Raw genomic sequence first — 23,698 nt, forward strand, 5'->3', positions numbered from 1 at the left:
CGTCAGAAGTTGCCGACAAACCATTCCTTCATGCGCGTCCACACCTGCTTCACCGAGCCGCTCTGCACGGCCACCTTGCGGCCACGCATGCGCTGCACCCGGCCTTCCAGCAGCAGGCCCATCACCGTGGAGTAGCGCGGGCTCTTCACCACCTCGTGCAGGTTGCCGCGATACTCGGGCACGCCCACGCGCACCGGCTTCAGGAAGATGTCCTCGCCCAGCTCCACCATGCCCGGCATCATCGCCGTGCCGCCGGTGATCACCACGCCAGACGACAGCAGTTCCTCGTAGCCGGACTCGCGCACCACCTGGTGCACCAGCGAATACAGTTCCTCGATGCGCGGCTCGATCACGGCCGCCAGCGCCTGACGGCTCAGCGTGCGCGTGCCTCGGTCGCCCACGCCCGGCACCTCGATCATGTCGTCCGGGTCGGCAATCGCCTGCTTGGCAATGCCGTACTGGATCTTGATGTCCTCGGCGTCCGGCGTCGGCGTGCGCAGCGCCATCGCAATATCGTTGGTGATCTGGTCCCCGGCGATCGGGATCACGGCCGTATGCCGGATCGCGCCCTCGCTGAAGATGGCGATGTCCGTGGTGCCGCCGCCAATGTCGACCAGCACCACGCCCAGTTCCTTCTCGTCCTCCGTCAGCACGGCCAGGCTCGACGCCAGCGGCTGCAGGATCAGGTCATGCACTTCCAGCCCGCAGCGGCGCACGCACTTGACGATGTTCTGCGCCGCGCTGACCGCGCCCGTGACGATATGGACCTTGACCTCCAGGCGGATGCCGCTCATGCCGATGGGCTCGCGCACGTCCTCCTGGCCGTCGATGATGAATTCCTGCGTCAGGATGTGCAGGATCTGCTGATCGGTCGGGATGTTGACCGCCTTGGCGGTCTCGATCACCCGGGCCACGTCCGTCTGCGTGACCTCCTTGTCCTTGATGGCCACCATCCCGCTCGAATTGAAGCTGCGGATATGGCTGCCGGCAATGCCGGTGAAGACCTCGGCGATCTTGCAGTCGGCCATCAGCTCGGCCTCCTCCAGCGCGCGCTGGATCGACTGCACGGTGGCCTCGATATTGACCACGACCCCCTTCTTCAGACCCTTGGACTCGGACTGGCCCATCCCGATCACTTCGTAGCTGCCGTCGGGGCGCAGTTCCGCGACCACCGCCGCCACCTTCGAGGTGCCGATGTCGAGACCGACCAGTAAGTCCTTGTATTCCTTGCTCATCGGGTTTTCTCCGCGTTCTTGCTCTTGAGTCGCGTCGGATTGTTATTGGGATTGCCTGCCGGCACCGTTGCCGGGGCCGGTCCTGCGGAGGCCTTGGCCGCCGCCTTGGCTGCCGCGGCAGCCTGGGCGTCGGTCAGGAACCTGACGTTGGCCGCGCGGATCGCGAAGCCGTTGGGGTAGCGCAGGTCGGCGTAGTCCACCTGCTTGCCCACCTGCTCGGTCACCTGCGGCCAGGCGGCCACGAAGCGCTTGACCCGCGCCTCCATGGCTGCCCGATCCTCATCGGTCTGCTCACGACCCAGCTCGATCACCATGCCGTTCGACAGCCGCGTCCGCCACGCATAGCGCGACGACAGCGCCACCGACAGGGGCTCGGCCTTCAGCGGCTTGAACCATTGCCGCATGACTTCCAGCTTCTCGACCACATCGGCCTCGCTGTCCGGCGGCCCGTCGAGCGCCAGCAGCTGGGCATCCTCCTCGGCCTCGGCGGTGTTGGCGACGAACACCTCGCCATAGGTATTGAGGAGCCGGCCGCTTTCCGGGCTGCCCCAGGTACCCAGCGCCTCGTGCTCCTCCACCTCCACCGCCAGCCCGTTCGGCCATTCGCGGCGGACGCTCGCGTGCCGCACCCAGGGCACCGATTCGAACGCCTGACGCGCCGTGTTCAGGTCCAACGTAAAGAAATTGCCAGACAGCTTGCCCAGCGCGTTGGCGCGCACGCTCGGCCCATTCACGTGGCGCAGCGCCTGGCCGTCCATCGCGTGCAGCTCCACATGGGTGATGGCGAACACCGGCCGCTGGGCCAGCCACAGCAGGCCCGCCCCGAGCGCCATCAGCGCCACCAGTGCGTAGAGCACGGAGGCGATCAGGTTGAGGAGGCGCGCGTTATGCCACATGGGTCGGGTTCAGGAGCTGTGTTTTCGTCGAATTACGGTTATCAGGGCTTCCAGTGCTCGTTCGGATGCAGGTCCAGCGTGGCTTGCGCCACCACCTGGATCACGAAGTCCTCATAGCTGATGCCCACCGCGCGCGCCGCCATCGGCACCAGCGAGTGGCCGGTCATGCCGGGGGACGTGTTCATTTCCAGCAGGTAGGGCTTKCCGTCGCGGGTCAGCATCACGTCGGCGCGGGCCCAGCCACGGCAGCCGAGCACACGGAACGCTTCCACGGCCAGGGCGCGCACCTCGTTCTCGAGCGCCTCAGGCAAGGTCGAGGGGCACAGATATTGGGTAACGTCAGTAAAGTACTTATTTTGATAGTCGTAGTTCGACTCGGGCGCAACAATCTTGATGACCGGCAGCGCTTCGGCGGTCGCGCCCTCGCCCACGATGGGGCAAGTCAGCTCCGCGCCGTCGATAAAACTCTCGGCCAGCACGTCGTCATCCAGCACCGCCGCCTTCTCGAAAGCCTCGCGCATCTGGCTGGCATCCGTGACCTTGGTCAGGCCGATCGACGACCCTTCCCGCGCCGGCTTGACGATCAGCGGCAGGCCGAGATCCGCCACCACGGCGTTGAAATCGGTATCGGGGCGCAGCACCGCAAAGCGCGGCGTGGGCAGGCCGTGGGACATCCAGAGCCGCTTGGTGGCCGGCTTGTCCATGGCCAGCGCGGATGCCAGCACGCCACTGCCGGTGTACGGAATGCCCAGCATCTCGAGCATGCCCTGAATCGTGCCGTCCTCGCCGTAGCGGCCATGCAGCGCGATAAAGACGCGGTCGAAGCCGGCGGCAGCCAGTTCGGCCACCGGTTGCAGGGCCGGGTCGAACGGGTGGGCATCCACGCCGCGCGCGCGCAGCGCCGCCAGCACGCCGTTGCCGGACATCAGCGACACCTCGCGTTCGGCCGAACGGCCGCCCAGCAGCACGCCAACCTTGCCCAGCGATTTCGGGTCGATATTGGGATGGGCGACGAAGCTCATGCCTGGCCTCCTGCCGGACTAACTTGGGTAACTTGTTGCGATACGAGCTGGCCGGGCACCGTGCCGATCGTGCCGGCGCCCATGGTCACGACCACGTCGCCCGGCTGGACGGCGGTCAGGATGGCCTGCGGCATGTCCTCGATCTGCTCGACGAAGACCGGCTCCACCTTGTTGGCCACGCGCAGCGCGCGGGTCATCGCCCGGCCGTCGGCAGCCACGATGGGCGACTCGCCGGCGGCGTAGACCTCGGCCAGCAGCAGCGCGTCCACGGTGCCGAGCACCTTCACGAAATCTTCGAAACAGTCGCGCGTCCGCGTGAAACGGTGCGGCTGGAACGCCAGCACAAGGCGGCGGCCCGGGAAGGCCCCGCGCGCGGCGGCCAGCGTGGCGGCCATCTCCACCGGGTGGTGACCGTAGTCGTCCACCAGCGTGAAGGTGCCCTGCCCGTCGGCCGTGGCAACCTCGCCATAGCGCTGGAAGCGGCGGCCCACGCCGTGGAACTCGCGCAGCGCCTTGACGATGGCGGCGTCCGGCACCTCCAGCTCGGTGGCGATGGCGATGGCGGCCAGCGCGTTCTGCACGTTGTGCAGGCCGGGCAGGTTCAGCACCACGTCGAGCGGCGGCTCGGCATGGCCGTTGAGCTGCCGATGGACTGTGAAATGCATCTGGCCGTCCACCGGGCGGGCGTTGACCGCGCGGATCTGGGCGTCTTCGGCAAAGCCGTAGCGCACCACCGGCTTCGAGACGAACGGCAGGATCTCGCGCACATTCGGGTCATCGACGCACAGCACCGCGATGCCGTAGAACGGCAGCCGCTGGGTGAACTCCACGAACGCCTGCTTGAGCCGGGCGAAATCGTGCCCGTAGGTGTCCATGTGGTCCGCATCGATGTTGGTGATGACTTCCATGACCGGGAACAGGTTCAGGAACGAGGCGTCCGACTCGTCCGCCTCGGCCACGATGAAATCGCCCGTGCCCAGCCGCGCGTTGGCGCCGGCCGAGTTCAGCCGGCCGCCGATCACGAAGGTCGGGTCGAGCCCGCCCTCGGCCAGCACCGACGCCACGAGGCTCGTGGTGGTGGTCTTGCCGTGCGTGCCGGCAATGGCGATGCCCTGCTTCAGGCGCATCAGTTCGGCCAGCATGATCGCGCGCGGCACCACGGGGATGCGGCGCGCCCGGGCGGCCAGCACCTCGGGGTTGTCATTGGTGACCGCCGTCGAGACCACGACGGCATTGGCGCCTTCCACATGGCCGGCGTCGTGGCCATGGAAGACGCGCGCGCCCAGCGTGGCCAGCCGCCGCGTGGCGGCGTTGCTGCCCACGTCCGAGCCCGAGACCTTGTAGCCCAGGTTCAGCAGGACCTCGGCGATGCCGCTCATGCCGGCGCCCCCGATGCCTACGAAGTGGATGTTTTTGACGATGTGCTTCATTGATTCGTATAGGTCAGTGGCCCGCCATCTCTTGGCAAATCTCGGCGACGCGCCGGGTTGCCTCAGGTTTGGCCAGGCCGCGCGCCAGGCGCGCCATGTCTTTCAGTTGTGGCCGCGACAGGCTGGCCAGCGTCTGCGCCAGCCCCTCCGCGGTCAATGCGTTCTGTTGCACCAGCAACGCGGCGCCCTGCTTCGACAGGAACTTCGCGTTGGTGGTCTGGTGGTCGTCCACCGCGTGCGGAAACGGCACGAACAGGGCCGCCACACCGGCGGCGGCCACTTCGGAAACCGTCATCGCGCCCGCGCGGCAGATGACCAGATCGGCGTCGGCATAGGCCGCCGCCATGTCGTCGATGAACGGCACGGTGTCGCCCGCCACGCCGGCTGCGGCGTAGTTGGCGCGCAATGTGTCGATCTGCTTGGCGCCGGCCTGATGCCGCACCACCGGGCGCTGGCCCTCGGGCAGCAGCGCGATGGCCTTCGGCACCACGTCGTTCAGCGCCGCCGCGCCCAGGCTGCCGCCCACCACCAGCACCCGCAGCGGGCCGGTGCGATGGTCGTAGCGCGCCTCGGGCGCCGGCAGGCTCGCCAGTTCCTCGCGCACCGGGTTGCCGGTCCACTCGCTGTTCGGCAGCGCGTCCGGGAAGGCGCAGAGCACCCGGTCGGCCACTTTGGCCAGCACCTTGTTGGTCAGGCCGGCAATCGAGTTCTGCTCGTGCAGCACCAGCGGGCGGCCCAGCAGCGATGCCATCATCCCGGCCGGGAAGGTGATGTAGCCACCCATGCCCAGCACCACGTCCGGGCGCACCCGACGTAGCGCGCCGATGCTCTGCCAGAACGCGCGCAGCAGGTTCAGCGGCAGCAGCAGCTTGGTGATCAGCCCCTTGCCGCGCAGCCCGCCGAACTGGATGAATTCCATCGGGATGTCGTGCTTCGGCACCAGCGTGGCTTCCATGCCGGTACGGTTGCCGAGCCAGACCACGCGCCAGCCGGCGTCGCGCAGCGCGTGCGCGACCGCCAGCCCCGGGAACACGTGGCCCCCGGTGCCGCCAGCCATCACGAGCAGCGTGCGCGGATCGCTCATACCTTCCCTCCGCGCATCAAGACCCGATTTTCGTAGTCGATCCGCAACACGATCGCCAGCCCGATGCAGTTCATCAGGATGCCCGAGCCGCCATAGCTGACCAGCGGCAGCGTCAGCCCCTTGGTCGGCAGCAGGCCCAGGTTCACGCCCATGTTGATGAAGGTCTGCCAGCCGAGCCACACGCCGATGCCCTTGGCGACCAGCCCGGCGAAGGTCCGGTCGAGCTGGAGCGCCGTGCGGCCGATGTCGAAGGCGCGGCGCACGAGCCAGTAGAACAGCACGATCATCACCAGCACGCCGATAAAGCCGAATTCCTCGCCGATCACGGCCAGGATGAAGTCGGTATGCGCTTCGGGCAGGTAGTGCAGCTTCTCGATGCTGCCGCCCAGGCCCACGCCGGTCCACTCGCCCCGGCCGAACGCGATCAGCGAGTGCGTGAGCTGGTACGCCTTGCCCAGCGCGTTGCTCTCTTCCCACGGGCTCAGATAGGCAAAAATCCGCTCGCGGCGCCATGGCGAGGCCGTGATCAGCAGCGCGAACGCGCCGATCGCCACCCCGACCAGCCCGGCGAACAGCTTGCCGTTGATGCCGCCGAGGAACAGGATGCCCATCGCCACGGCCGCGATCACCAGGAACGCGCCCATGTCCGGCTCGAGCAGCAGCAGCATGCCCACCAGCACCACGGCCACGCCCATCGGCAGGAAACCCTTGGACACGGTCTGCATCCATTCCTGCTTGCGCACCGTGTAGTTGGCCGCGTACAGCACCACGGCCAGCTTCATCAGCTCCGACGGCTGGAAATTCATCACGCCGAGCGGAATCCAGCGCCGCGCGCCGTTCACGCCCTTGCCGACGAACGGCACCAGCACGAGCACCAGCAGCACCAGCGCGATGATGAACAGCTTGGGCGCGTATTTATCCCAGACCTTGACCGGTATCTGGAACGCCACCAGCCCCGCCGACAGCCCGATGAACAGCGCGAACGCGTGGCGCACCAGGAAGTGGCTCTCGCGATAGTTGGCGTAGCGCGGCGAGTCAGGCAGCGCGATGGACGCCGAGTAGACCATCACCAGCCCGAGCGTCAGCAGCACGATGGCCACCCAGAGCAGCGGCTGGTCATACTCCATCATCCGGGAGCGAGTGGGCTTGACGCCGGACACGGCGTCGCGCAGCCCACCCCAGGCATTGCCGATGGTGGCGCCGATGAAACCGCTGCGCTTGACCTGCGAGTCGCTCATGGCAGGATCCCCCGGGACAGGGCCAGTTCTTCCACCGCGCCACGGAACACCTCGGCGCGATGCACGTAGTTGCGGAACATGTCGAGACTGGCGCACGCGGGCGAGAGCAGCACCACGTCGCCGTTCTCGGCCAGATGGGACGATTTCTCGACCGCTTCCTCGAGCGTGGCGGCGTCCACCAGCTGCGTGCCGGTGTCAGCCAGCGCGGCGCGCAGCTCGCCGGCGTCCTTGCCGATCAGCACCACGGCGCGCGCGTACTGCGCCACCGGCTGCGCCAGCGGCGAGAAATCCTGGCCCTTGCCTTCGCCGCCGGCGATCAGGACCACGCGCTTGTCCAGCCCGGACAGCGCGGCCACCGTGGCGCCCACGTTGGTGCCCTTGCTGTCGTCGAAATACTCGACCTCGTCGATCGTCGCCACCCATTCCACGCGGTGCGGCTCGCCGCGATACTCGCGCAGGCCGTGCAGCAGCGCGTTCATCGGCAGGTCGATGGCACGGCACAGCGCCAGCGCGGCCATGGCGTTGGTGGCGTTGTGCATGCCGCGGATGTGCAGCGCGTCGGCCGGCATCAGGCGCTTGTGGCGCACCGGCACGGCTTCCTCGACGACCTGCGCCCCCTTGCGGCGGCGCGGCTTCGGCTCGGCGTCGGCCTCGGTGTCCGGCTCGGCCAGCACCAGCCAGGGCATGCCGCCCTCGCGCAGCACGCCGTAGCTGCCAGCCGTCTCGGGCAGATCGGTGCCGAAGGTGACCAGCGGCGCACCCGAAGTGACGAGCGCCGTACCGGCGCGCGCCATGGCCATCGTCATGGGGTCATTGCGGTTCAACACCTGCACGCACGCCTTGTCGGCAGGCCCGAAGATGCGCGCCTTGGATGCGGCATAGGCTTCCATGCTGCCGTGCCAGTCGAGGTGGTCTTGCGAGATGTTGAGCACGGTGGCCGCGTGCGGCGCCAGCGTGTGGGTGGTTTCCAGCTGGAAGCTCGACAGTTCGAGCACCCAGACGTCCGGCAGCGTGGCGCTGGCGATGCAGGCGGACAGCTTGTCCAGCGCCGACGGGCTGATATTGCCCGCCACGGCCACGGTCTTGCCGGCACGCTCGACCAGCCGCCCGGTCAGCGCCGTGGTGGTGGTCTTGCCGTTCGTGCCGGTGATGGCCAGCACGCGCGGCGCGTAGCCGGACACGCCTTCCAGATAGCCGAGCGCCTGGGCGAACAGTTCGATCTCGCCCCAGACCGGGATGCCGCGCGCGGCGGCGGCGTCGAGCACGGCCTTCGTGCCCGCTTCCAGCGGCGACAGGCCCGGGCTGATCGCCACGAGGCCGATGTCGTCCAGCAGGCCATCCACGTTCGCGGCAAACGGACCGGCAACAAATTCGGCCGTGGTCAGCTCGGCCTGCAGGAAGGCCAGGTTGGCGGGCGCCTCGCGTGTGTCGGCCACGCGCACGCGGCAGCCGTTCAGGCCGCACCAGCGTGACATGGCCAGCCCCGACTCGCCGAGGCCCAGTACCAGCACATGAGGTTTCTGCAACACGCCAAACACTTCGATTTCCCGCCTTACTAATTAGAGAGTGGATCCGGTCAACGCAGCTTCAGCGTCGACAGCCCGATCAGCACCAGCAGCATCGTGATAATCCAGAACCGCACGGTGACCTGCGTTTCCTTCCAGCCGCTCAGCTCGAAATGGTGGTGCAGCGGCGCCATGCGGAACAGCCGCCGGCCCTCGCCGTAGCGGCGCTTGGTGAACTTGAACCAGGTCACCTGGAGCATCACCGACACCGTTTCCACCACGAAGATGCCGCCCATCACGAACAGCACGATTTCCTGCCGCACGATCACGGCGATGGTGCCGAGCGCGCCGCCCAGCGCCAGCGCGCCCACGTCGCCCATGAACACCTTGGCCGGATGCGCGTTGAACCAGAGGAACGCCAGCCCCGCCCCGGCCATCGCCGAGCAGAAGATCAGCAGCTCGCCGGCGCCCGGGATGTGCGGGAACAGCAGGTACTTGCTGTAGACCGTGTTACCCATCACGTAGGCAAACACGCCCAGGCCACCGCCCACCAGCACCACCGGCATGATCACCAGGCCGTCGAGGCCATCGGTCAGGTTCACGGCGTTGCTCGAGCCGACGATCACGAGGTAGGTCAGCACGATGAAGCCCATCACGCCCAGCGGGTAGCTCACTTCCTTGAAGAAGGGCACGATCAGGTTGGTCTTGTACGGCACATCGGCCCACATGCCACCCTCGATCCAGCTCAGGAACAGGCTCCACACGCGCACATTGCTGGCCTCGGAAACCGAGAACGCCAGGTAGACCGCCGCCACCAGCCCGATCAGCGTCTGCCAGAAGAACTTCTCGCGGCTGGACATGCCGCGCGGGTCGCGATACACCACCTTGCGGTAGTCATCGACCCAGCCGATGGCGCCGTAGCCCACCGTCACCAGCAGCACCACCCAGATGAAGCGGTTGCCCCAGTCGCACCAGAGCAGCGTGGAAATGCCGATCGAGAGCAGCACCAGCACCCCGCCCATGGTCGGCGTGCCCGACTTCACGAGGTGGGTCTGCGGGCCGATCGTGCGCACGGCCTGGCCGATCTTCAGTTCGGTCAGGCGACGGATTACCCACGGCCCGAAGCCGAGGCCGATCACCAGCGCGGTGAGGTTGGCCGCCACCGCGCGGAAAGTCAGGTAGTTGACGACCCGCAGGAAGCTGTAATCGTTTTGCAGCCACTGGGCCAGAGCCAATAACATCGTGTGTCTTCAGTTAGTGAGCGGAAGGTGTTGCGACCAGCGCATCGACCATCCGTTCCATGCGCATGAAGCGCGATCCCTTCACCAGCACGGCCGATGCCCCGGCTACCGTGCCCTCCTTGTCTTCGCCCAGCGCCTGCGCCAGGTCTTCCGCCTTGTCGAAATGGCGGCCCGCCGGCCCGTAGGCCTGCACCGCGTGCGGCGCCAACTGGCCCGTGGCCCAGAGCGCCTCGATGCCGCGCGTGCGCGCGTAGTCGCCAATTTCGGTATGGAACGCCGGGCCCTGGTTGCCGACTTCGCCCATGTCGCCCAGCACCAGCAGGCGCGGCGCGGCAAACCCGGCCAGCACGTCGATGGCGGCGCGCATGGAGTCCGGATTGGCGTTGTAGGTGTCGTCGATCAGGACCGTGCCGGCCGCCGTGTGCTTGACCTGCAGGCGGCCCTTCACGGCCGTGAAGCCGGCGATGCCCGCCTGGATGGCGGCCACGTCCACGCCCGCCGCCAGCGCGCAGGCCGTGGCGGCCAGCGCGTTGCGCACGTTGTGAGCGCCGAGCAGCTGCAGGCGCAGGTCGAAAGTCTGGCCGGGCGCGGTCACATGGAGCACCTGCACGCCGTCATCGAGCGACACCGTGGCGCGCACGTCGGCCGACGCATCGGTCCCGAACGCCATCACGCGCCGTCCGGCAGCCGCCTGGCGCCAGATCTGCGCATGCGCCCCGCCGCTCTCGGCATCCACCGGGAACACGGCCACGCCATCGGCCGGCAGCGCGGCCAGCGCGCTGGCGTGCTCGTGCGCCACCGCCTCCACGCTGACCATGAACTCCTGGTGCTCGCGCTGGGCGTTGGTGATGACGGCCACGGTCGGCTGGGCGATACCGGCCAGATAGACCGTCTCGCCCGGATGGTTCATGCCGAGTTCCAGCACCGCCAGCTTGTGGTACGCGCGCAGGCGCAACACCGTCAGCGGCAGGCCGATGTCGTTGTTCAGATTGCCCCCCGTGGCCAGCCGGTCCGGCTCGCCCACGGCGGCGGCGAAGATCGCCGCGATCATTTCCTTGACCGTGGTCTTGCCGTTGCTGCCGGTCACGGCCACCGTGGGCAGCGTGAACTGGCGGCGCCAGCCGGCGCCGAGTTCACCCAGGCCGATGCGCGTGTCCGGGACCACGATGGCCGGCACATCGAGGCCGGTCTCACGGCTGACCAGCACGGCAGCCGCGCCACGCGCGATCACATCGGCCAGGAAATCATGGGCGTCGAAGCGCTCGCCCTGGAGCGCGACGAACAGGTCGCCGGGCTCGACGGTACGGCTGTCGGTATGCACGCGCGTGAACGTGCACGAGGCATCACCCACCACGCGGGCGCCGGCCATCCAGCCGGCGGCTTGCTGCAAATTGGTCATCGTGGTCTGGTTCATGCCGACACCCCCCGCGTGCCCAGCGTCAGGCGTACGTGCTCGCGATCGGAGAACGGGCGCTTCTTGCCCTGGATCTCCTGCGTGGCCTCGTGGCCCTTGCCGGCCACCAGCACCACATCGGCCGTGGCCGCGTGCTTGATGGCATAGAGGATGGCGGCGGCGCGATCCTCGACCAGCCGGGCGCGGGCACGGTCCTGCATGCCGTCGGCGATGGCTTCGAGGATGTCGCGCGGATCTTCGCTGCGCGGGTTGTCGCTGGTCAGGATGATGTCGTCGGCAAGACGCTCGGCCACGCCGCCCATCAGCGGGCGCTTGGTGGCATCGCGGTCGCCACCGCAGCCGAATACGCACCAGAGCCGGCCCTGACGGGCCTGCGCCACCGGGCGCAGCGCGGCCAGTGTCTGCGCGAGCGCGTCCGGCGTGTGGGCGTAGTCGACCACGGCCAGCGGGGCGTCCTGCCCGCCGAACAGCTCCATGCGGCCATCCACCGGCGTCAGGCTGCGCAGCGCGGCGAGCGCGGCATCCCACGCCACGCCCTGCGCCAGCGCGGCACCGAGCACGGCCAGCAGGTTGCTGACATTGAAATTGCCGATCATCGGCGTGGTCACGTCGGCGCTGCCAAAGCTGCCGTCGACGTGGAAGGCGGTGCCGCTGGCCGTGGCGCGCACGCCGGTGGCCCGCAGCCACTGGCCACGGGCGGCCGAGGCGCCGGCGGCGCCGTCGATCCCATATTCGATCACCTGCGGCGCGGCCACGGCGGCGGCGTTGCTGGCCAGCAGGCGGCCGCCCATCGCGTCATCGCGGTTGATCACGGCGGCGCGCAGGCCCTCCCACTGGAACAGGCGCGCCTTGGCGGCCTCGTACTCGGCCATCGTGCCGTGGTAATCCAGGTGGTCCTGCGTCAGGTTGGTCAGCACGGCCACGGCAAACCCGGTGCCGGCCACGCGGCCCTGTTCCAGGCCGTGCGACGAGACTTCCATGGCGATGGCGCGCGCGCCGGCGTCGTGGAGGTCGGCCAGGCTGGCCTGGAGCTGGACGGCGTCCGGCGTGGTAAAGCCGGTGGCCTGCTGGGCATCAGGGAAGCCGGTGCCGAGCGTGCCGATGGTCGCGCAGCGCGTGCCAGTGGCCTGGAGCAGGCGGGCCAGCCATTGCGCGCACGAGGTCTTGCCGTTCGTGCCGGTGATGCCGGTCACGGACAGGCCGCGCGCGGCCACACCATGCCAGCCGGCGGCAATCGGGCCGGCCAGCTCGTGCAACTGGGAGACGGCCAGATACGGCACGGCATCGCCATGCGTCCAGGCGTAGCCATCGGCTTCATAGAGGATGGCCGACGCGCCGGCGGCGATAGCCTTGTCGATATGGGGCCGGCCGTCCGTGGCCAGCCGTTCGTTACCGAGCACGTAGGCGAAGAACACATCGCCCGGCTGCAGGCGGCGCGTATCGCCGGTGAGGCGGGCCGTGGCGGGTGCGTGCGTACGCAGCCAGGCCAGCGCGTTGCTGGCCTGGGCGGAGACTTCGAGGGGGAGCAGCGGCTTGGCCGTCATGGCGTCGTGGCCCATGGCTCGCTCTCCTGCACCTTGTCCGTCACCATTAGCTGGCGGATCGGCGAATCGGGCTGCACGTTCAGCGCCCGCAATGCCCCGCCGGTGATCGCCGCGAAGACCGGACCGGCCACCGCGCCGCCGTAGTGGCTGCCGACGGTCGGCTCGTCCACGCTGACCGCCACGATCACGCGCGGGTTGGACATCGGCGCCAGGCCGATGAACGACGCGCGGTACTTGCTGCGGTCGTAGCCGCGGCCCACGTGCTTGTATGCCGTGCCGGTCTTGCCGCCCACGCGATAGCCCATCACCTGGGCTTCGGGCGCGGTGCCGCCCGGCGCGGTCACGGTTTCCAGCATGCCGCGCACGTCGCGCGCCACCTGCGGCTTGAGGATGCGCTCGCCGGTCGCCGGGCCGTTGGTCTTGAAGATCGATACCGGGATCAGCTCGCCGTCATGGGCGAAGATCGTGTAGGCGTGCGCCACCTGGAACAGCGACACCGACAGGCCGTAGCCGTACGACATCGTCGCCTGTTCGATCGGGCGCCAGCTCTTCCAGGGCCGCACGCGGCCGGCCACGGCGCCCGGGAAGCCGATCTTCGGCGCCTGCCCCAGGCCGAGGCTGGTATACATATCCCACATTTCCTGCGGCTTCATCAGCATCGCGATCTTGGTCGTGCCGATGTTGCTCGACTTCTGGATCACGCCCGACACCGTCAGCGCGCCGTAGTTGTGGGTGTCGCTGATCGTGGCGCCCTCGAACTGGTACTTGCCCGTGGTGGTCACCACCGTGGACGGCGTGACGCGGCCCAGTTGCAACGCCAGCCCGATCGAGATCGGCTTCATCATCGAGCCGGGCTCGAAGGTATCGGTCAGCACCCGGTTGCGCAGCTGCTCGCCGGAGAGGCGCGTGCGGTCGTTCGGGTTGTAGGTGGGCCAGTTGGCCAGCGCCAGCACCTCGCCGGTCTGGGCGTCGAGCACCACGGCGCTGGCCGCCTTGGCCTTGCTGCGCTCGGCCACGGCCTTGACCTCGTTGTAGGCCAGGTACTGGATCTTGGCGTCGATGGACAACTGCATGTCCTCGCCGTCGCGCGGGGTCTTGAGGATGCCGACGTCCTCCACCACCCGGCCGAGCCGGTCCTTGATGACCTGGCGCGCGCCCGAGCGGCCGGCCAGCACGCCTTCGCGCGCCAGTTCCACGCCTTCCTGGCCCTTGTCCTCGACGTTGGTGAAGCCGACGATGTGCGCCATCGCCTCGCCTTCCGGGTAGAACCGCTTGTACTCGCGCGTCTGGTGCACGCCCTCGATCTTGAGCGCGGCGATCTTGTCGGCGGCGTCGGGCAGCACCTGCCGCTTCAGGTAGACGAAGCTCTTGTCCTCGGACAGCTTGGCCTTGAGTTCCTTCTCGGACATCTCCAGCAGCTTCGCCAGCTGGCGGATGCGCTGCGGCTCGATGTCGCTGGAGACGTCCTCGGGCACAGCCCAGATCGCCTTGACCGGCAGGCTGGTGGCCAGCACCAGCCCGTTGCGGTCCAGGATCTTGCCGCGCGTGGCGGGCAGCTCGAGCGTGCGCTGGAAGCGCTTCTTGCCCTCGGCCTCATAGAACTGGTTGCCGGGGCCCTGGATCCACAGCGCGCGCGCGGCCAGCGCGGCGAACGCCGCGAACATCAGGAACACCACCAGCTTGGAGCGCCACATCGGCAGGCGCAGGCCCAGCACCGGGCTGGCCGAGAACTGGCCGGTACGCGGGCGCGCGGCGCCACCAGCCGCCTGGCGGCCAGTGCGGGCGCGGTTCAGCGAGGGGCGAGCCATGCTCATTTGGCGGCTCCCCCGGCGGCGGGTTTTTCGGCCGGTTGCTCGGCATCCGGCGGCGTGTTGGGTAGCACCACGCCCTGCAGGTATTGGGTACGGCCGGCCAGCGCCGGCGCCATCTTGAGCTGGGTGCGCGCGGCATCGGCAATGCGCGCGCTCTTGCCGAGCGCGCTCTGCTGGTACTGCAGGCGCGACCAGTCGATATCGAGCTGCTTCTCCTCGGACTGCGCGCGCTCCAGCGCCACGAACAGCGTGCGTGCCTGGTGCTGCGCGCTGACCAGGGACAGCGCGCAGAGCAGGAGGGCAGCCAGGAGGAAGAAGGTGAGGCGATTCATGCCGGGCGGGCCTCCGGCAGCTTTTCGGCCACGCGCATCACGGCGGAGCGGGCGCGCGGGTTCTCGGCCACCTCATCGGCGCCGGGCTTGAAGCGGCCCAGCAGCTTGAGCGTAGGCTGCGGCAGGTCGGCGGCGCGCAGCGGCGCGCGGCGCAGCGCGGGATCGGCGTCCTGCTGCGGACGCGCGTGCGCCTGCATGAACCGCTTGACGATGCGGTCCTCGAGCGAATGGAAACTGATCACCACGAGGCGGCCCCCCACCTGCAACAGCTCGTAAGCCGCCTTCAGCCCGGCCTCGAGGTCCGCAAGCTCTTGATTGATGTGAATCCGTAGAGCTTGAAAGGTGCGGGTCGCAGGGTCCTGACCCTTCTCGCGTGTTTTGACGGCTTTCGCCACGAGCGCGGCAAGGTCTGAAGTAGTGGCGAGTGCTCCGCCATCGCCGGGTTCGCTCCGGCGAGCAACAATCGCCTTTGCAATCTGTACAGCAAACCGTTCTTCCCCATAGTCTCGTATCACCCTGGCAATGTCTTGCTCGTCCGCCTGTGCAAGCCACTCGGCGGCAGTCATGCCGCGCGTGGTGTCCATGCGCATGTCCAGCGGGCCCTCGAAACGAAAGGAAAACCCCCTCGCCGCCTCGTCGATCTGGGGCGAGCTGATTCCCAGGTCGAGCAGCACGCCAGCCAGCGGACCACGGTCGGCCAGCCGCCCGGCCATGTCGCCAAAGCTCGCGTGCTCAATGGAGAAGCGGGCATCCCCGATGGTGCCCGCTTCTGCGATTGCTGCCGGATCCTTGTCGAACGCGACGAGGGTGCCGGCTGGCCCCAGCCGGGCCAGGATCGCCCGGCTGTGCCCGCCCCTGCCGAACGTGCCGTCCACGTAGGCGCCGTCGGGCCGCCAGACGAGCGCCTCGACGGCCTCGTCCAGCAACACGGTGCGATGGCGCAGGGTGGTGGACCCCGGCGTTCCGGTAGGGCTCATGACCTCTTCAGAAAGAGAAATTCTTCAATGCGTCCGGCATGCCTTGTGCCATCGCCTGCGATTCCTTCGCGGCGTAGGTGGCGGCGTCCCAGACTTCGAAATGGCTGCCCATACCGAGCAGCATGACTTCCTTGTCGAGCATGGCGGCACTGCGCAGCTCCGGTGCAATCAGCACGCGGCCCGCGCCATCCATTTCCACGTCGGCGGCGTTGCCCAGGAAGATCCGCTTCCACCAGTGCGCATCCATCGGCAGCGCCGCGATACGGCTACGGAAGGTCTCCCACTCGGGGCGGGGAAAGAGCAACAGGCATCCATCCGGGTGCTTGGTCAGCGTCACCCGGCCTTCGGCCTGCTGTTGCAGCGCTTCGCGGTGCCTGGCCGGAATCGACATCCGACCCTTGGCATCGAGCGACAGCGCCGATGCTCCCTGAAACAAGCTATGCCCCCCGGTTGCCGACGGCTTACGCGCCGTGCGGCAGGTCGAACCATCCTGTCCGGTCTGTTCAAATCATCGCAGACGCAGGCCGCTTTATCACACAAAAATACACTTCCTCACACTATTTCCCACTTTAGAGGAAGCGGTATAGCGGGTCAAGGCTCGCCATCGGGCGAAAAACGGGGTTTTTTGAATCAGAACAAAGACTTAGCGCGTTGACTTCACGCACCACGAAAGTGAATCCTTAATGAAATGAAGATCTTAGGGAGCAAAGCAGAGAAACCACCTGAGAACTGCCGAGGGAGGGACGGCCGACAACGCTGGGCGAATTCCGTTCCGCGTTGTCGCGAAGGATACAACGTTTTGCCGCGAGCCCCGATTGCACAAGGGCTCACGGGACTTTTCCACAGGTCGGGCGGGCAGCCGATCCGGCTGGCCGCCGGTGGGAATCAGATGCGGTAGGCGGTGGTGGTCATCACGCGCGAGGCGGCACGCATCAGCGCGCGTACCGGGGCGGGCAGCGGCAGGCCGCCGGCGTCGCGCGCGGCATCGCCGTGGCGGATCTCGTCGTCGCGCATCTGTTCGAGGATGGCGCGGCTGCGGCCATCGGCGGGCGGCAGCTGGTCGAGGTGGCCGGTCAGGTGATGCTCGACCTGGCGCTCGGTCTCGGCGACGAAGCCCAGGCTCACGCGGTCACCGGCGCGGCCGGCCAGGAAGCCGATGGCGAACGCGCCCGCGTACCAGACCGGGTTCAGCAGGCTCGGCCGCGAGCCGAGTTCGCGCAGTCGCTCGGCACACCAGGCGAGGTGGTCTTCCTCCTCGCGCGCGGCGGCATCCATCTGCGCCCGCACCGGCGCGGTGCGCGCCGTGATCTTCTGCGCCTGGTACAGGGCCTGGGCGCAGACCTCGCCGACATGGTTGATGCGCATCAGCCCGGCCACATGGCGGCGTGCATCCGCGCTCAGTTCATCCGTCTCCGGCGCCAGGCGGTCAGCCGGGTTCGGCCGGCCGGCCCGGGTCGCGCCCGCGATGGCGCGCAGCGCCACGTCGAATTCTCGGATCAGCGTATCCATGTCTGCGATGTCTTGTCGATTTCGGTCAATCAGTGATGCGTCAAGCTTCAAGCACCCGTTTGAGCGGCATTTCACGCGGCCGATCCAATCCCCCACCAACGGGGGAGGCCGGGGCCGGCAGCGCCTCGGGATTTCCCCGCATTGTACCCGGCGCCCATCCGCACGCCCCCGGCGGCAAGCCGCGAGCAGCCCGGAACGCTGCGCCTGGACTGGTTTTCCGTACCCAGAAACCCTGAGTTGTGAAAACAAGACAAGACGTTTACCTCAGGGTCAACAAAATGCGCGCTTTTGCTAGAGTGACCGACAGCTTCCATGGAAGTTAAGCGCAGAAGAGTGGAGAGAGGGCTCAGGAGGTTCTTCGGCGCTTCATCTAATAATTCTTAAGTGGAGATAACCCAGCATGAAAAAGTCGCTAATCGCGCTTGCCGCGATGGGCGCGTTTGCCAGCGCGGCAAACGCCCAGACGAGCGTGACGCTGTACGGCGTCGTGGACGTGCCGATCGAATATAACAACCACCTGGCACCGGGCTTCAATACCAATCCGGCGACGTGGGGCCCGAATGGCCGCCCGCCGTCGCTGCCCGGTGGCGGCAGCCGCGTCGGCCTGCAGACCGGCGGCGGCCTGTCCGGCTCGCGTTGGGGCCTGCGTGGCACCGAAGACCTCGGTGGCGGCCTGAAGGCGCTGTTCGTGCTGGAATCCGGTTTTGGCCTCGACGATGGCCGCTCGCAGCAAGGCGGCCGCCTGTTCGGTCGTCAAGCCTACGTGGGTATGCAGAGCGACAAGCTCGGCCGCCTGACCTTCGGCCGCCAGTACACGACGATGTTCGACATGTTCGCGAACTTCTCGCCGACCGGCTACGCCACGATCTACGAACCGGTGGTGGCCCAGCTGGGTACCAACTTCCGTTCGGACAACACGGTCAAGTACACCGCCGTGCTCGGCCCGGTCACGGCTGAAGCGCACTGGAGCTTCGGCACCGGCGTGGCCGCCATCGGCCCCGTGCCGCTGGCCAACGCAGGGGCTGGCGAAGCCCCCGGCAACTTCAACAACAACGCGGGCGGCGGCGCCGGCCTGCTGTACCTCTCGGGCCCGTTCGGCCTGACGGTGGCCTATGACGAATGGCGTCCGGCCACCACGATCGGCTCGGCGGGCAAGTCGCGCAAGATCGGCACGGCCGGCAGCTACACATTCGGCCCGTTCAAGGCGATGGTGGGCTACCGCTACGGCATGATCGAGGACAACGCCGGCAACACGCTCCAGCGCGACGACTACTTCTGGGCTGGCCTGAACTACCAGGTCACTGCCCCGCTGGGTCTGACGCTTGCGTACTTCTACGACGATCTGAAGACGCTGCGCGCCTCGTCGGCATTCGTCCAGGACAACCCGGCCAACCCGTGGCAGGTCAGCTTCATCGCCGACTACAACTTCTCGAAGCGCACCGACGTCTACCTGACGGCCGGCTACGCCAAGAACTCGGGCCTGAACTTCGACACCTCGGCCGTGAGCTTCGCCAACGGCTACTTCATGCAACAGGGCAAGAACAGCCAGATCGGCGTGGCACTCGGTATCCGCCACAAGTTCTGACCTGAAGCCATCCGGTTGGGAGAAAGGCGCCTTCGGGCGCCTTTTTTCGTTTCCGTGACACGCCCGGGCACAGTCGGTAAGGGCTTCACCTCATCCGCGAAGTGGCGCTGGCGAGACTAGAATGGCCCCGAGACCGGAAGACCAGACAGCCGGCCGCCAACAGGAGACCCTCATGCACCCCCCCCGCCGGCGCGCCCTTGCGCTGCTGCTGTCCACCGCCCTGGCTTCCCTCGCCCTGCCCGCGTCCACCGCCTTTGCCGCCGATCCGTACCCGAACAAGCCGATCCGGCTCGTGGTGCCCTTCCCGGCCGGCGGCACCACCGACATCCTCGCGCGCGCCGTGGCCGCCGAGCTGTCCAAGCTGCCCGGCTGGAACGTCGTGGTGGACAACAAACCGGGCGCGGGCGGCAATATCGGCACGGACATCGTCGCCAAGTCCGCCCCGGACGGCTACACCCTGCTGATGGGCACCGTCGGCACGCACGGCATCAACCAGTCGCTCTACGCCAAGCTGCCGTTCGATCCGATCAAGGATTTCGTGCCGATCACCGAGGTGGCGTCGGTGCCGAACGTGCTGGTGGTGAACCCGGCCTTCGCGCAGCAGAACAAGATCAACAGCGTCAATGACCTGATCGGCTATGCGCGCGCCAATCCGGGCAAGCTGAACATGGCGTCGAGCGGCAACGGCACGTCCATCCACCTGGCCGGTGAGCTGTTCAAGACCCAGACCAAGACGTTCATGGTCCACTTCCCGTACCGGGGCAGCGGCCCGGCGCTGACCGACCTGTCCGGCGGCACCATGCAGCTGATGTTCGATAACCTGCCTTCGTCGATGCAACTGATCAAGAGCGGCAAGCTGAAGGCACTGGCGGTGACCAGCGCCAAGCCCTCGCCGGCCCTGCCCGACCTGCCGACCGTGGCGGCCGCCGCCAAGCTGCCGAACTTCGAGGCCAGCTCGTGGTTTGGCCTGCTGGCGCCGGCGGGCACGCCGACCGACATCGTCCATCGCATTCAGCAGGAAGTGGCCAAGAGCCTGGCCACGCCGGCCGTGCGGGAGCGCATGCTGGCCCAGGGCGCCGATCCGGTCGGCAACACGCCGGAGCAGTTCGCGGCGTTCATCCGGGCCGAGACGGCCAAATGGGCGAAGGTGGTGAAGGACTCGGGCGCCAAGGTCGATTAAGGACGTCGATCCAGAACGCGGATCTCCGGGGCATTGCACCGGACCAGCGCATATACTTGAGGTATCAAACGTTTTGCCTGCCCTGGTATCGCAATGCCCACTTCGCCCACAGCCAACGCGGCGCCCCCGAGTGCCGACCTTGCGCCGGTAGATCTCGAGACCCGCGTCGGCGAGACCAGCCACGAGGCCTTGCGCCTCTGGCTGCGCCTGCTGACCTGCACCAACCTCGTGGAGGGCGACATCCGCTCGCGGCTGCGCCAGGAGTTCGCGGTCACGCTGCCGCGCTTCGACCTGATGTCCCAGCTCGACCGCCACCCCGAGGGCCTCAAGATGGGCGAGTTGTCCCGCCGGATGATGGTGACCGGCGGCAACGTTACCGGCATCACCGACCAGCTCCAGCAAGAGGGCCTGGTCACGCGCGAGGCGTTGCCCACGGACCGCCGCGCCTACCTGATCCGCCTGACCCCCGCCGGCCGCGAGGCATTCTCGCGCATGGCCCGCGCGCACGAGAGCTGGGTGGAACACCTGTTTTCCGGACTGGCCGAGACGGACCGCCGCGCGCTGTTCCGCCTGCTGGGCCGGCTCAAGACCAGCCTTGCCGGCTGAGATGCCATGAAAACCCTGTTCCGCCCGATCCTGACCCTCGCCACGGCCGCTGTGATGGCTGGCCTGTCTGGCTGTGCCCAGACGCCGCCAGCCGCCCCGCAGGTGGCGCCGATGAATGCCACGGTCAAGCTGGGCCGCGTGATCGAGCGAACGTACCTGACCCGTGTGGAGGTGCCCGATGGGGGCAGCTACCCGGGCTATGGCGTGGGCGTGGGGGCGGCTGGCGTGGGTGGAGGCGGCGGGCGCGGCGGCAGCGCCGTGGGGGTGGGATTTTCGATCGACCTGACGCAGCTGTTCAACCGCCGGCCGCCGCAGCAGATCGACCTGTTCCTGTACAAGGTGCAGGCCGCGGACGGGACCGTGGTGAACGTCAACGCGCCGGCGCTGGCCGGGCTGGACCCAGGCGCCTGCGCGCGGGTGATCTATCCGGACGGCGCGCCCCAGCCGCTGATCGCGCCCTCGAACGAGTGCTGAGGGCGCCCGGCTGATGGAAGCGGATGACGCAGTGGCTTACGCCGCCTTGCGGCTGTCGCGCAGTTCGCGGCGCAGGATCTTGCCGACGTTGGTCTTGGGCAGCTCGGTGCGGAACTCGACATACTTCGGCCGCTTGTAGCCGGTCAGCCGTTCCTTGCAGAACGCGATGACATCGGCCTCGGACAGCGCCGGGTCCTTCTTCACCACGAACAGCTTCACCACCTCGCCCGAATGCTGGTCCGGCACGCCGACAGCGGCCACTTCCAACACGCCCGGGCACTCCGCGACCACGCCTTCCACCTCGTTCGGATACACGTTGAAGCCCGACACCAGGATCATGTCCTTCTTGCGATCGACGATCTTGGTGTAGCCGCGCTCGTCCATGATGCCGATGTCGCCGGTCTTGAAGAAGCCGTCCGGCGTCATGACCTTGGCCGTCTCGTCCGGGCGATTCCAGTAGCCGGCCATCACCTGCGGGCCGCGCAGGCAGATCTCGCCCGGCTGGCCGAGCGGCAGTTCGTTGCCGTCGTCGTCGCGGATCGAGACCTCGGTGGAAGGCAGCGGCAGGCCGATGGTGCCCGAGAAGGTGTCCGTGTCCGTGGGGTTGCAGGTGGCCGACGGCGAGGTCTCCGACAGCCCGTAGCCCTCGATGACCGGGCAGCCGGTCTTGGCCAGCCAGTTTTTGGCCACCGCCTCCTGCACCGCCATGCCACCGCCGTTGGCCACGCGCAGGCCCGAGAAATCGACCTTGCCGATGTCCGGATTGTTCAGCAGCGCGTTGTAGAGCGTGTTCACCGCCGGGAACATGTTGAACTTGTACTTCTGGAGTTCCTTGACGAAGCCGGGGATGTCACGCGGATTCGGAATCAGGATGCTCAGGCCGCCGCTGCGCATGCCCAGCAGGCAGCAGACCGTCAGCGCGAAGATGTGATACAGCGGCAGCGCGGTGATCGTGATGACCTGGTCGATGGGCGCGCCCTTGGCCAGCGCGGGCTGCATCCAGGCTTCAGATTGCAACACGTTCGACACAATGTTCCGGTGCAGCAGCGTGGCGCCCTTCGAGATCCCCGTGGTGCCGCCCGTGTATTGCAGGAAGGCGATGTCGTCCGGGCCAGTGTCCACCGGCTTGAGCGTCATTTTGGCGCCCTCGGCCAGCACGTCGTTGAAGCGCACGCAGTGCGGCAGCTCCCAGGCCGGCACCATCTTCTTGACGTTGCGCACGACGAAATTGACCACGGCGCCCTTCACGGTGCCGAGCATATCGCCCATGCTGGCCACCACCACGTGCTTGACCGGCGTGGCCGGCAGCACGGCCTGGAGCGTGGCGGCAAAGTTTTCGAGGATGACGATGGCCTCGGCGCCGCTGTCCTTCAACTGGTGTTCCAGTTCACGCGGCGTGTAGAGCGGGTTGACGTTGACCACCACGTAGCCGGCGCGCAGCACGGCGGCCAGCACCACCGGGTACTGAAGCACGTTCGGCATCATGATGGCCACGCGTGCGCCGGGGCGCAGGCCGCGTGACTGGAGCCACGCCGCGAAGTGCGCGGACAGCTGGTCCAGCTCGCCATAGGTAATGGCGCGGTCCATGCAGATGAAGGCGCGACGGTCGGCGTAGGTACGGAACGATTCCTCGAGCAACTGGGCCAGCGAACGGAACTGACTGGCGTCGATCTCTGCCGGTACGCCCGCCGGATAATGTTTCAGCCACAGCTTTTCCATACCGTCTCCTGAATTTCTGAATGGTCGTTCGATTTTTTGGGAATGCTAAACGTGCACGCCTCGCCAGACAACACGTTAGACGAAGTCCTCCACCCACCGGAATCGTGAAATCGTGAATTATGCGCCACTCAGGGGTGGCGGCGAGGGAATACCCCTAGCTCCCCGCCTGGCCTCAGCTCGGCAGCACCAGCTTCATCATGTTGGACGCCAGCTCCTGGGCAAGGGTTTCCTCGTCCATGCGCCCGGGCTCGTGCCAGGTGTACATGAAACCGATCACGCCGCCCATGGAATGCGCGGTCACGCGGGCATCCCCGAAGGCGAACACGCCGGTGGCGCGCCCTTCCTCGAGCAGCACGTAGAGGTCGCGGTAGAAGTCGCGCGCCATGGTGTTGAGCCACGCCACGGTGTCCGGCTTCAGGTACTGGTTGTCGCGGAAGCTCAGTGCCGCTGCCACGTGGCAGCGCACGCAGCGCCGCGCCATCTCCAGCAGGCAGGCGTGCAGGCGCTCGCGCACGGGCAGCGCCGGGTCGGCCGTCTCGCGGATCACCGGCAGGCAGGTCTGGGCCGACTCGCGGCACAGGATGTCGAAGATCTCGTACTTGTCGGCGAAGTAGTAATAGACCGCCGGCTTGGTGACGCCGAGCGCCCGGCACAGGTCGTTCATGGTCATGCCGGGGTAGCCCTTCGTATAGAAGAGCTGGGCGGCGGCATCCAGGATCTGGCGGCGGCGTGCTTCCTGGCGCTCGGCAACGTGCGAGCGCGCCGGACCGTCGTCGGCCAGCGTGGCGGCTTCATCGGCGCGCGGCACGGCGCCGGTTTTCCTGGAGGGGGGTGGCATAGGGCAATTTTCTCATGCGGCGCGCGCTCCACCATCGGGAAACACGCGGCTTGACGGA

21 protein-coding genes are annotated in these 23,698 nt (G+C 67.6%); 4 read left to right on the forward strand and 17 right to left on the reverse strand.

Annotation, left to right across the window (positions count from 1 at the left end; all coding sequences use genetic code 11):
* Positions 1-2: 2 nt before the first annotated feature.
* The 15 genes from ftsA to coq7 form a co-directional block, all read right to left on the reverse strand.
* Complete coding sequence (gene ftsA, locus AC1DP9_RS25925; RefSeq protein WP_092298565.1) at positions 3-1,235, reverse strand: cell division protein FtsA; 1,233 nt, start codon at positions 1,233-1,235, stop codon at positions 3-5.
* Positions 1,232-2,131 (reverse strand): cell division protein FtsQ/DivIB, encoded by a 900-nt coding sequence (locus AC1DP9_RS25930; RefSeq protein WP_092298562.1) that lies wholly within the window; start codon positions 2,129-2,131, stop codon positions 1,232-1,234. Before AC1DP9_RS25930 ends, ftsA begins: the two co-directional genes overlap by 4 nt.
* A 41-nt stretch (positions 2,132-2,172) precedes the next feature.
* Entirely contained in the window at positions 2,173-3,153 is a 981-nt protein-coding gene (locus AC1DP9_RS25935; RefSeq protein ID WP_477108888.1) for a D-alanine--D-alanine ligase, read from the reverse strand.
* On the reverse strand, positions 3,150-4,583 hold the full coding sequence (murC, locus tag AC1DP9_RS25940) for a UDP-N-acetylmuramate--L-alanine ligase (protein ID WP_092298556.1): 1,434 nt from the start codon (positions 4,581-4,583) through the stop codon (positions 3,150-3,152). Before murC ends, AC1DP9_RS25935 begins: the two co-directional genes overlap by 4 nt.
* 13 nt (positions 4,584-4,596) lie before the next feature.
* The gene (gene murG, locus AC1DP9_RS25945; RefSeq protein ID WP_441592197.1) at positions 4,597-5,667 is read right to left on the reverse strand and encodes an undecaprenyldiphospho-muramoylpentapeptide beta-N-acetylglucosaminyltransferase; all 1,071 of its coding nucleotides are present in this window, start codon (positions 5,665-5,667) and stop codon (positions 4,597-4,599) included.
* Positions 5,664-6,905: a putative lipid II flippase FtsW gene (ftsW, locus tag AC1DP9_RS25950; protein ID WP_092298550.1), complete on the reverse strand. Its 1,242-nt coding sequence runs from the start codon at positions 6,903-6,905 to the stop codon at positions 5,664-5,666. The genes murG and ftsW overlap by 4 nt, the downstream gene beginning before the upstream one ends.
* Complete coding sequence (gene murD, locus AC1DP9_RS25955) at positions 6,902-8,443, reverse strand: UDP-N-acetylmuramoyl-L-alanine--D-glutamate ligase (RefSeq protein WP_092298547.1); 1,542 nt, start codon at positions 8,441-8,443, stop codon at positions 6,902-6,904. The genes ftsW and murD overlap by 4 nt, the downstream gene beginning before the upstream one ends.
* A 38-nt stretch (positions 8,444-8,481) precedes the next feature.
* Entirely contained in the window at positions 8,482-9,651 is a 1,170-nt protein-coding gene (gene mraY / locus AC1DP9_RS25960; protein ID WP_092298544.1) for a phospho-N-acetylmuramoyl-pentapeptide-transferase, read from the reverse strand.
* A 13-nt stretch (positions 9,652-9,664) separates the two neighbouring features.
* Positions 9,665-11,065: a UDP-N-acetylmuramoyl-tripeptide--D-alanyl-D-alanine ligase gene (locus AC1DP9_RS25965; RefSeq protein WP_477108889.1), complete on the reverse strand. Its 1,401-nt coding sequence runs from the start codon at positions 11,063-11,065 to the stop codon at positions 9,665-9,667.
* Entirely contained in the window at positions 11,062-12,609 is a 1,548-nt protein-coding gene (locus tag AC1DP9_RS25970) for a UDP-N-acetylmuramoyl-L-alanyl-D-glutamate--2,6-diaminopimelate ligase (protein WP_477108898.1), read from the reverse strand. The genes AC1DP9_RS25965 and AC1DP9_RS25970 overlap by 4 nt, the downstream gene beginning before the upstream one ends.
* On the reverse strand, positions 12,606-14,423 hold the full coding sequence (locus AC1DP9_RS25975) for a peptidoglycan D,D-transpeptidase FtsI family protein (protein ID WP_092298538.1): 1,818 nt from the start codon (positions 14,421-14,423) through the stop codon (positions 12,606-12,608). The genes AC1DP9_RS25970 and AC1DP9_RS25975 overlap by 4 nt, the downstream gene beginning before the upstream one ends.
* Positions 14,420-14,752: a cell division protein FtsL gene (ftsL, locus tag AC1DP9_RS25980; RefSeq protein ID WP_092298535.1), complete on the reverse strand. Its 333-nt coding sequence runs from the start codon at positions 14,750-14,752 to the stop codon at positions 14,420-14,422. Before ftsL ends, AC1DP9_RS25975 begins: the two co-directional genes overlap by 4 nt.
* On the reverse strand, positions 14,749-15,729 hold the full coding sequence (gene rsmH / locus AC1DP9_RS25985) for a 16S rRNA (cytosine(1402)-N(4))-methyltransferase RsmH (RefSeq protein ID WP_092298532.1): 981 nt from the start codon (positions 15,727-15,729) through the stop codon (positions 14,749-14,751). The genes ftsL and rsmH overlap by 4 nt, the downstream gene beginning before the upstream one ends.
* A gap of 7 nt (positions 15,730-15,736) precedes the next feature.
* A complete protein-coding gene (gene mraZ, locus AC1DP9_RS25990; protein ID WP_092298529.1) occupies positions 15,737-16,165 on the reverse strand; it encodes a division/cell wall cluster transcriptional repressor MraZ in 429 nt (142 codons plus the stop codon).
* A gap of 449 nt (positions 16,166-16,614) precedes the next feature.
* Positions 16,615-17,238, reverse strand: a complete 624-nt coding sequence (gene coq7 / locus AC1DP9_RS25995) for a 2-polyprenyl-3-methyl-6-methoxy-1,4-benzoquinone monooxygenase (RefSeq protein ID WP_092298526.1) — start codon at positions 17,236-17,238, stop codon at positions 16,615-16,617.
* Positions 17,239-17,638: 400 nt separating this feature from the next.
* On the opposite strand from coq7, the gene AC1DP9_RS26000 reads away from it, so the two are divergent.
* The 4 genes from AC1DP9_RS26000 (at position 17,639) to AC1DP9_RS26015 (ending at position 21,083) form a co-directional block, all read left to right on the forward strand.
* Positions 17,639-18,823, forward strand: a complete 1,185-nt coding sequence (locus tag AC1DP9_RS26000) for a porin (protein WP_477108890.1) — start codon at positions 17,639-17,641, stop codon at positions 18,821-18,823.
* Between the two features lie 172 nt (positions 18,824-18,995).
* Positions 18,996-20,003 (forward strand): tripartite tricarboxylate transporter substrate binding protein, encoded by a 1,008-nt coding sequence (locus AC1DP9_RS26005; RefSeq protein ID WP_477108891.1) that lies wholly within the window; start codon positions 18,996-18,998, stop codon positions 20,001-20,003.
* Between the two features lie 93 nt (positions 20,004-20,096).
* Complete coding sequence (locus AC1DP9_RS26010; protein ID WP_092298520.1) at positions 20,097-20,609, forward strand: MarR family winged helix-turn-helix transcriptional regulator; 513 nt, start codon at positions 20,097-20,099, stop codon at positions 20,607-20,609.
* A 6-nt stretch (positions 20,610-20,615) separates the two neighbouring features.
* A complete protein-coding gene (locus AC1DP9_RS26015) occupies positions 20,616-21,083 on the forward strand; it encodes a hypothetical protein (RefSeq protein WP_092298518.1) in 468 nt (155 codons plus the stop codon).
* Between the two features lie 36 nt (positions 21,084-21,119).
* Here AC1DP9_RS26015 and AC1DP9_RS26020 read toward each other — a convergent pair whose 3' ends face one another.
* On the reverse strand, positions 21,120-22,802 hold the full coding sequence (locus tag AC1DP9_RS26020; RefSeq protein WP_092298515.1) for a long-chain fatty acid--CoA ligase: 1,683 nt from the start codon (positions 22,800-22,802) through the stop codon (positions 21,120-21,122).
* A 172-nt stretch (positions 22,803-22,974) separates the two neighbouring features.
* A complete protein-coding gene (locus tag AC1DP9_RS26025; RefSeq protein ID WP_092298513.1) occupies positions 22,975-23,640 on the reverse strand; it encodes a TetR/AcrR family transcriptional regulator in 666 nt (221 codons plus the stop codon).
* Positions 23,641-23,698 lie beyond the last annotated feature (58 nt).

The organism is Cupriavidus sp. 01L43, from assembly GCF_056399925.1.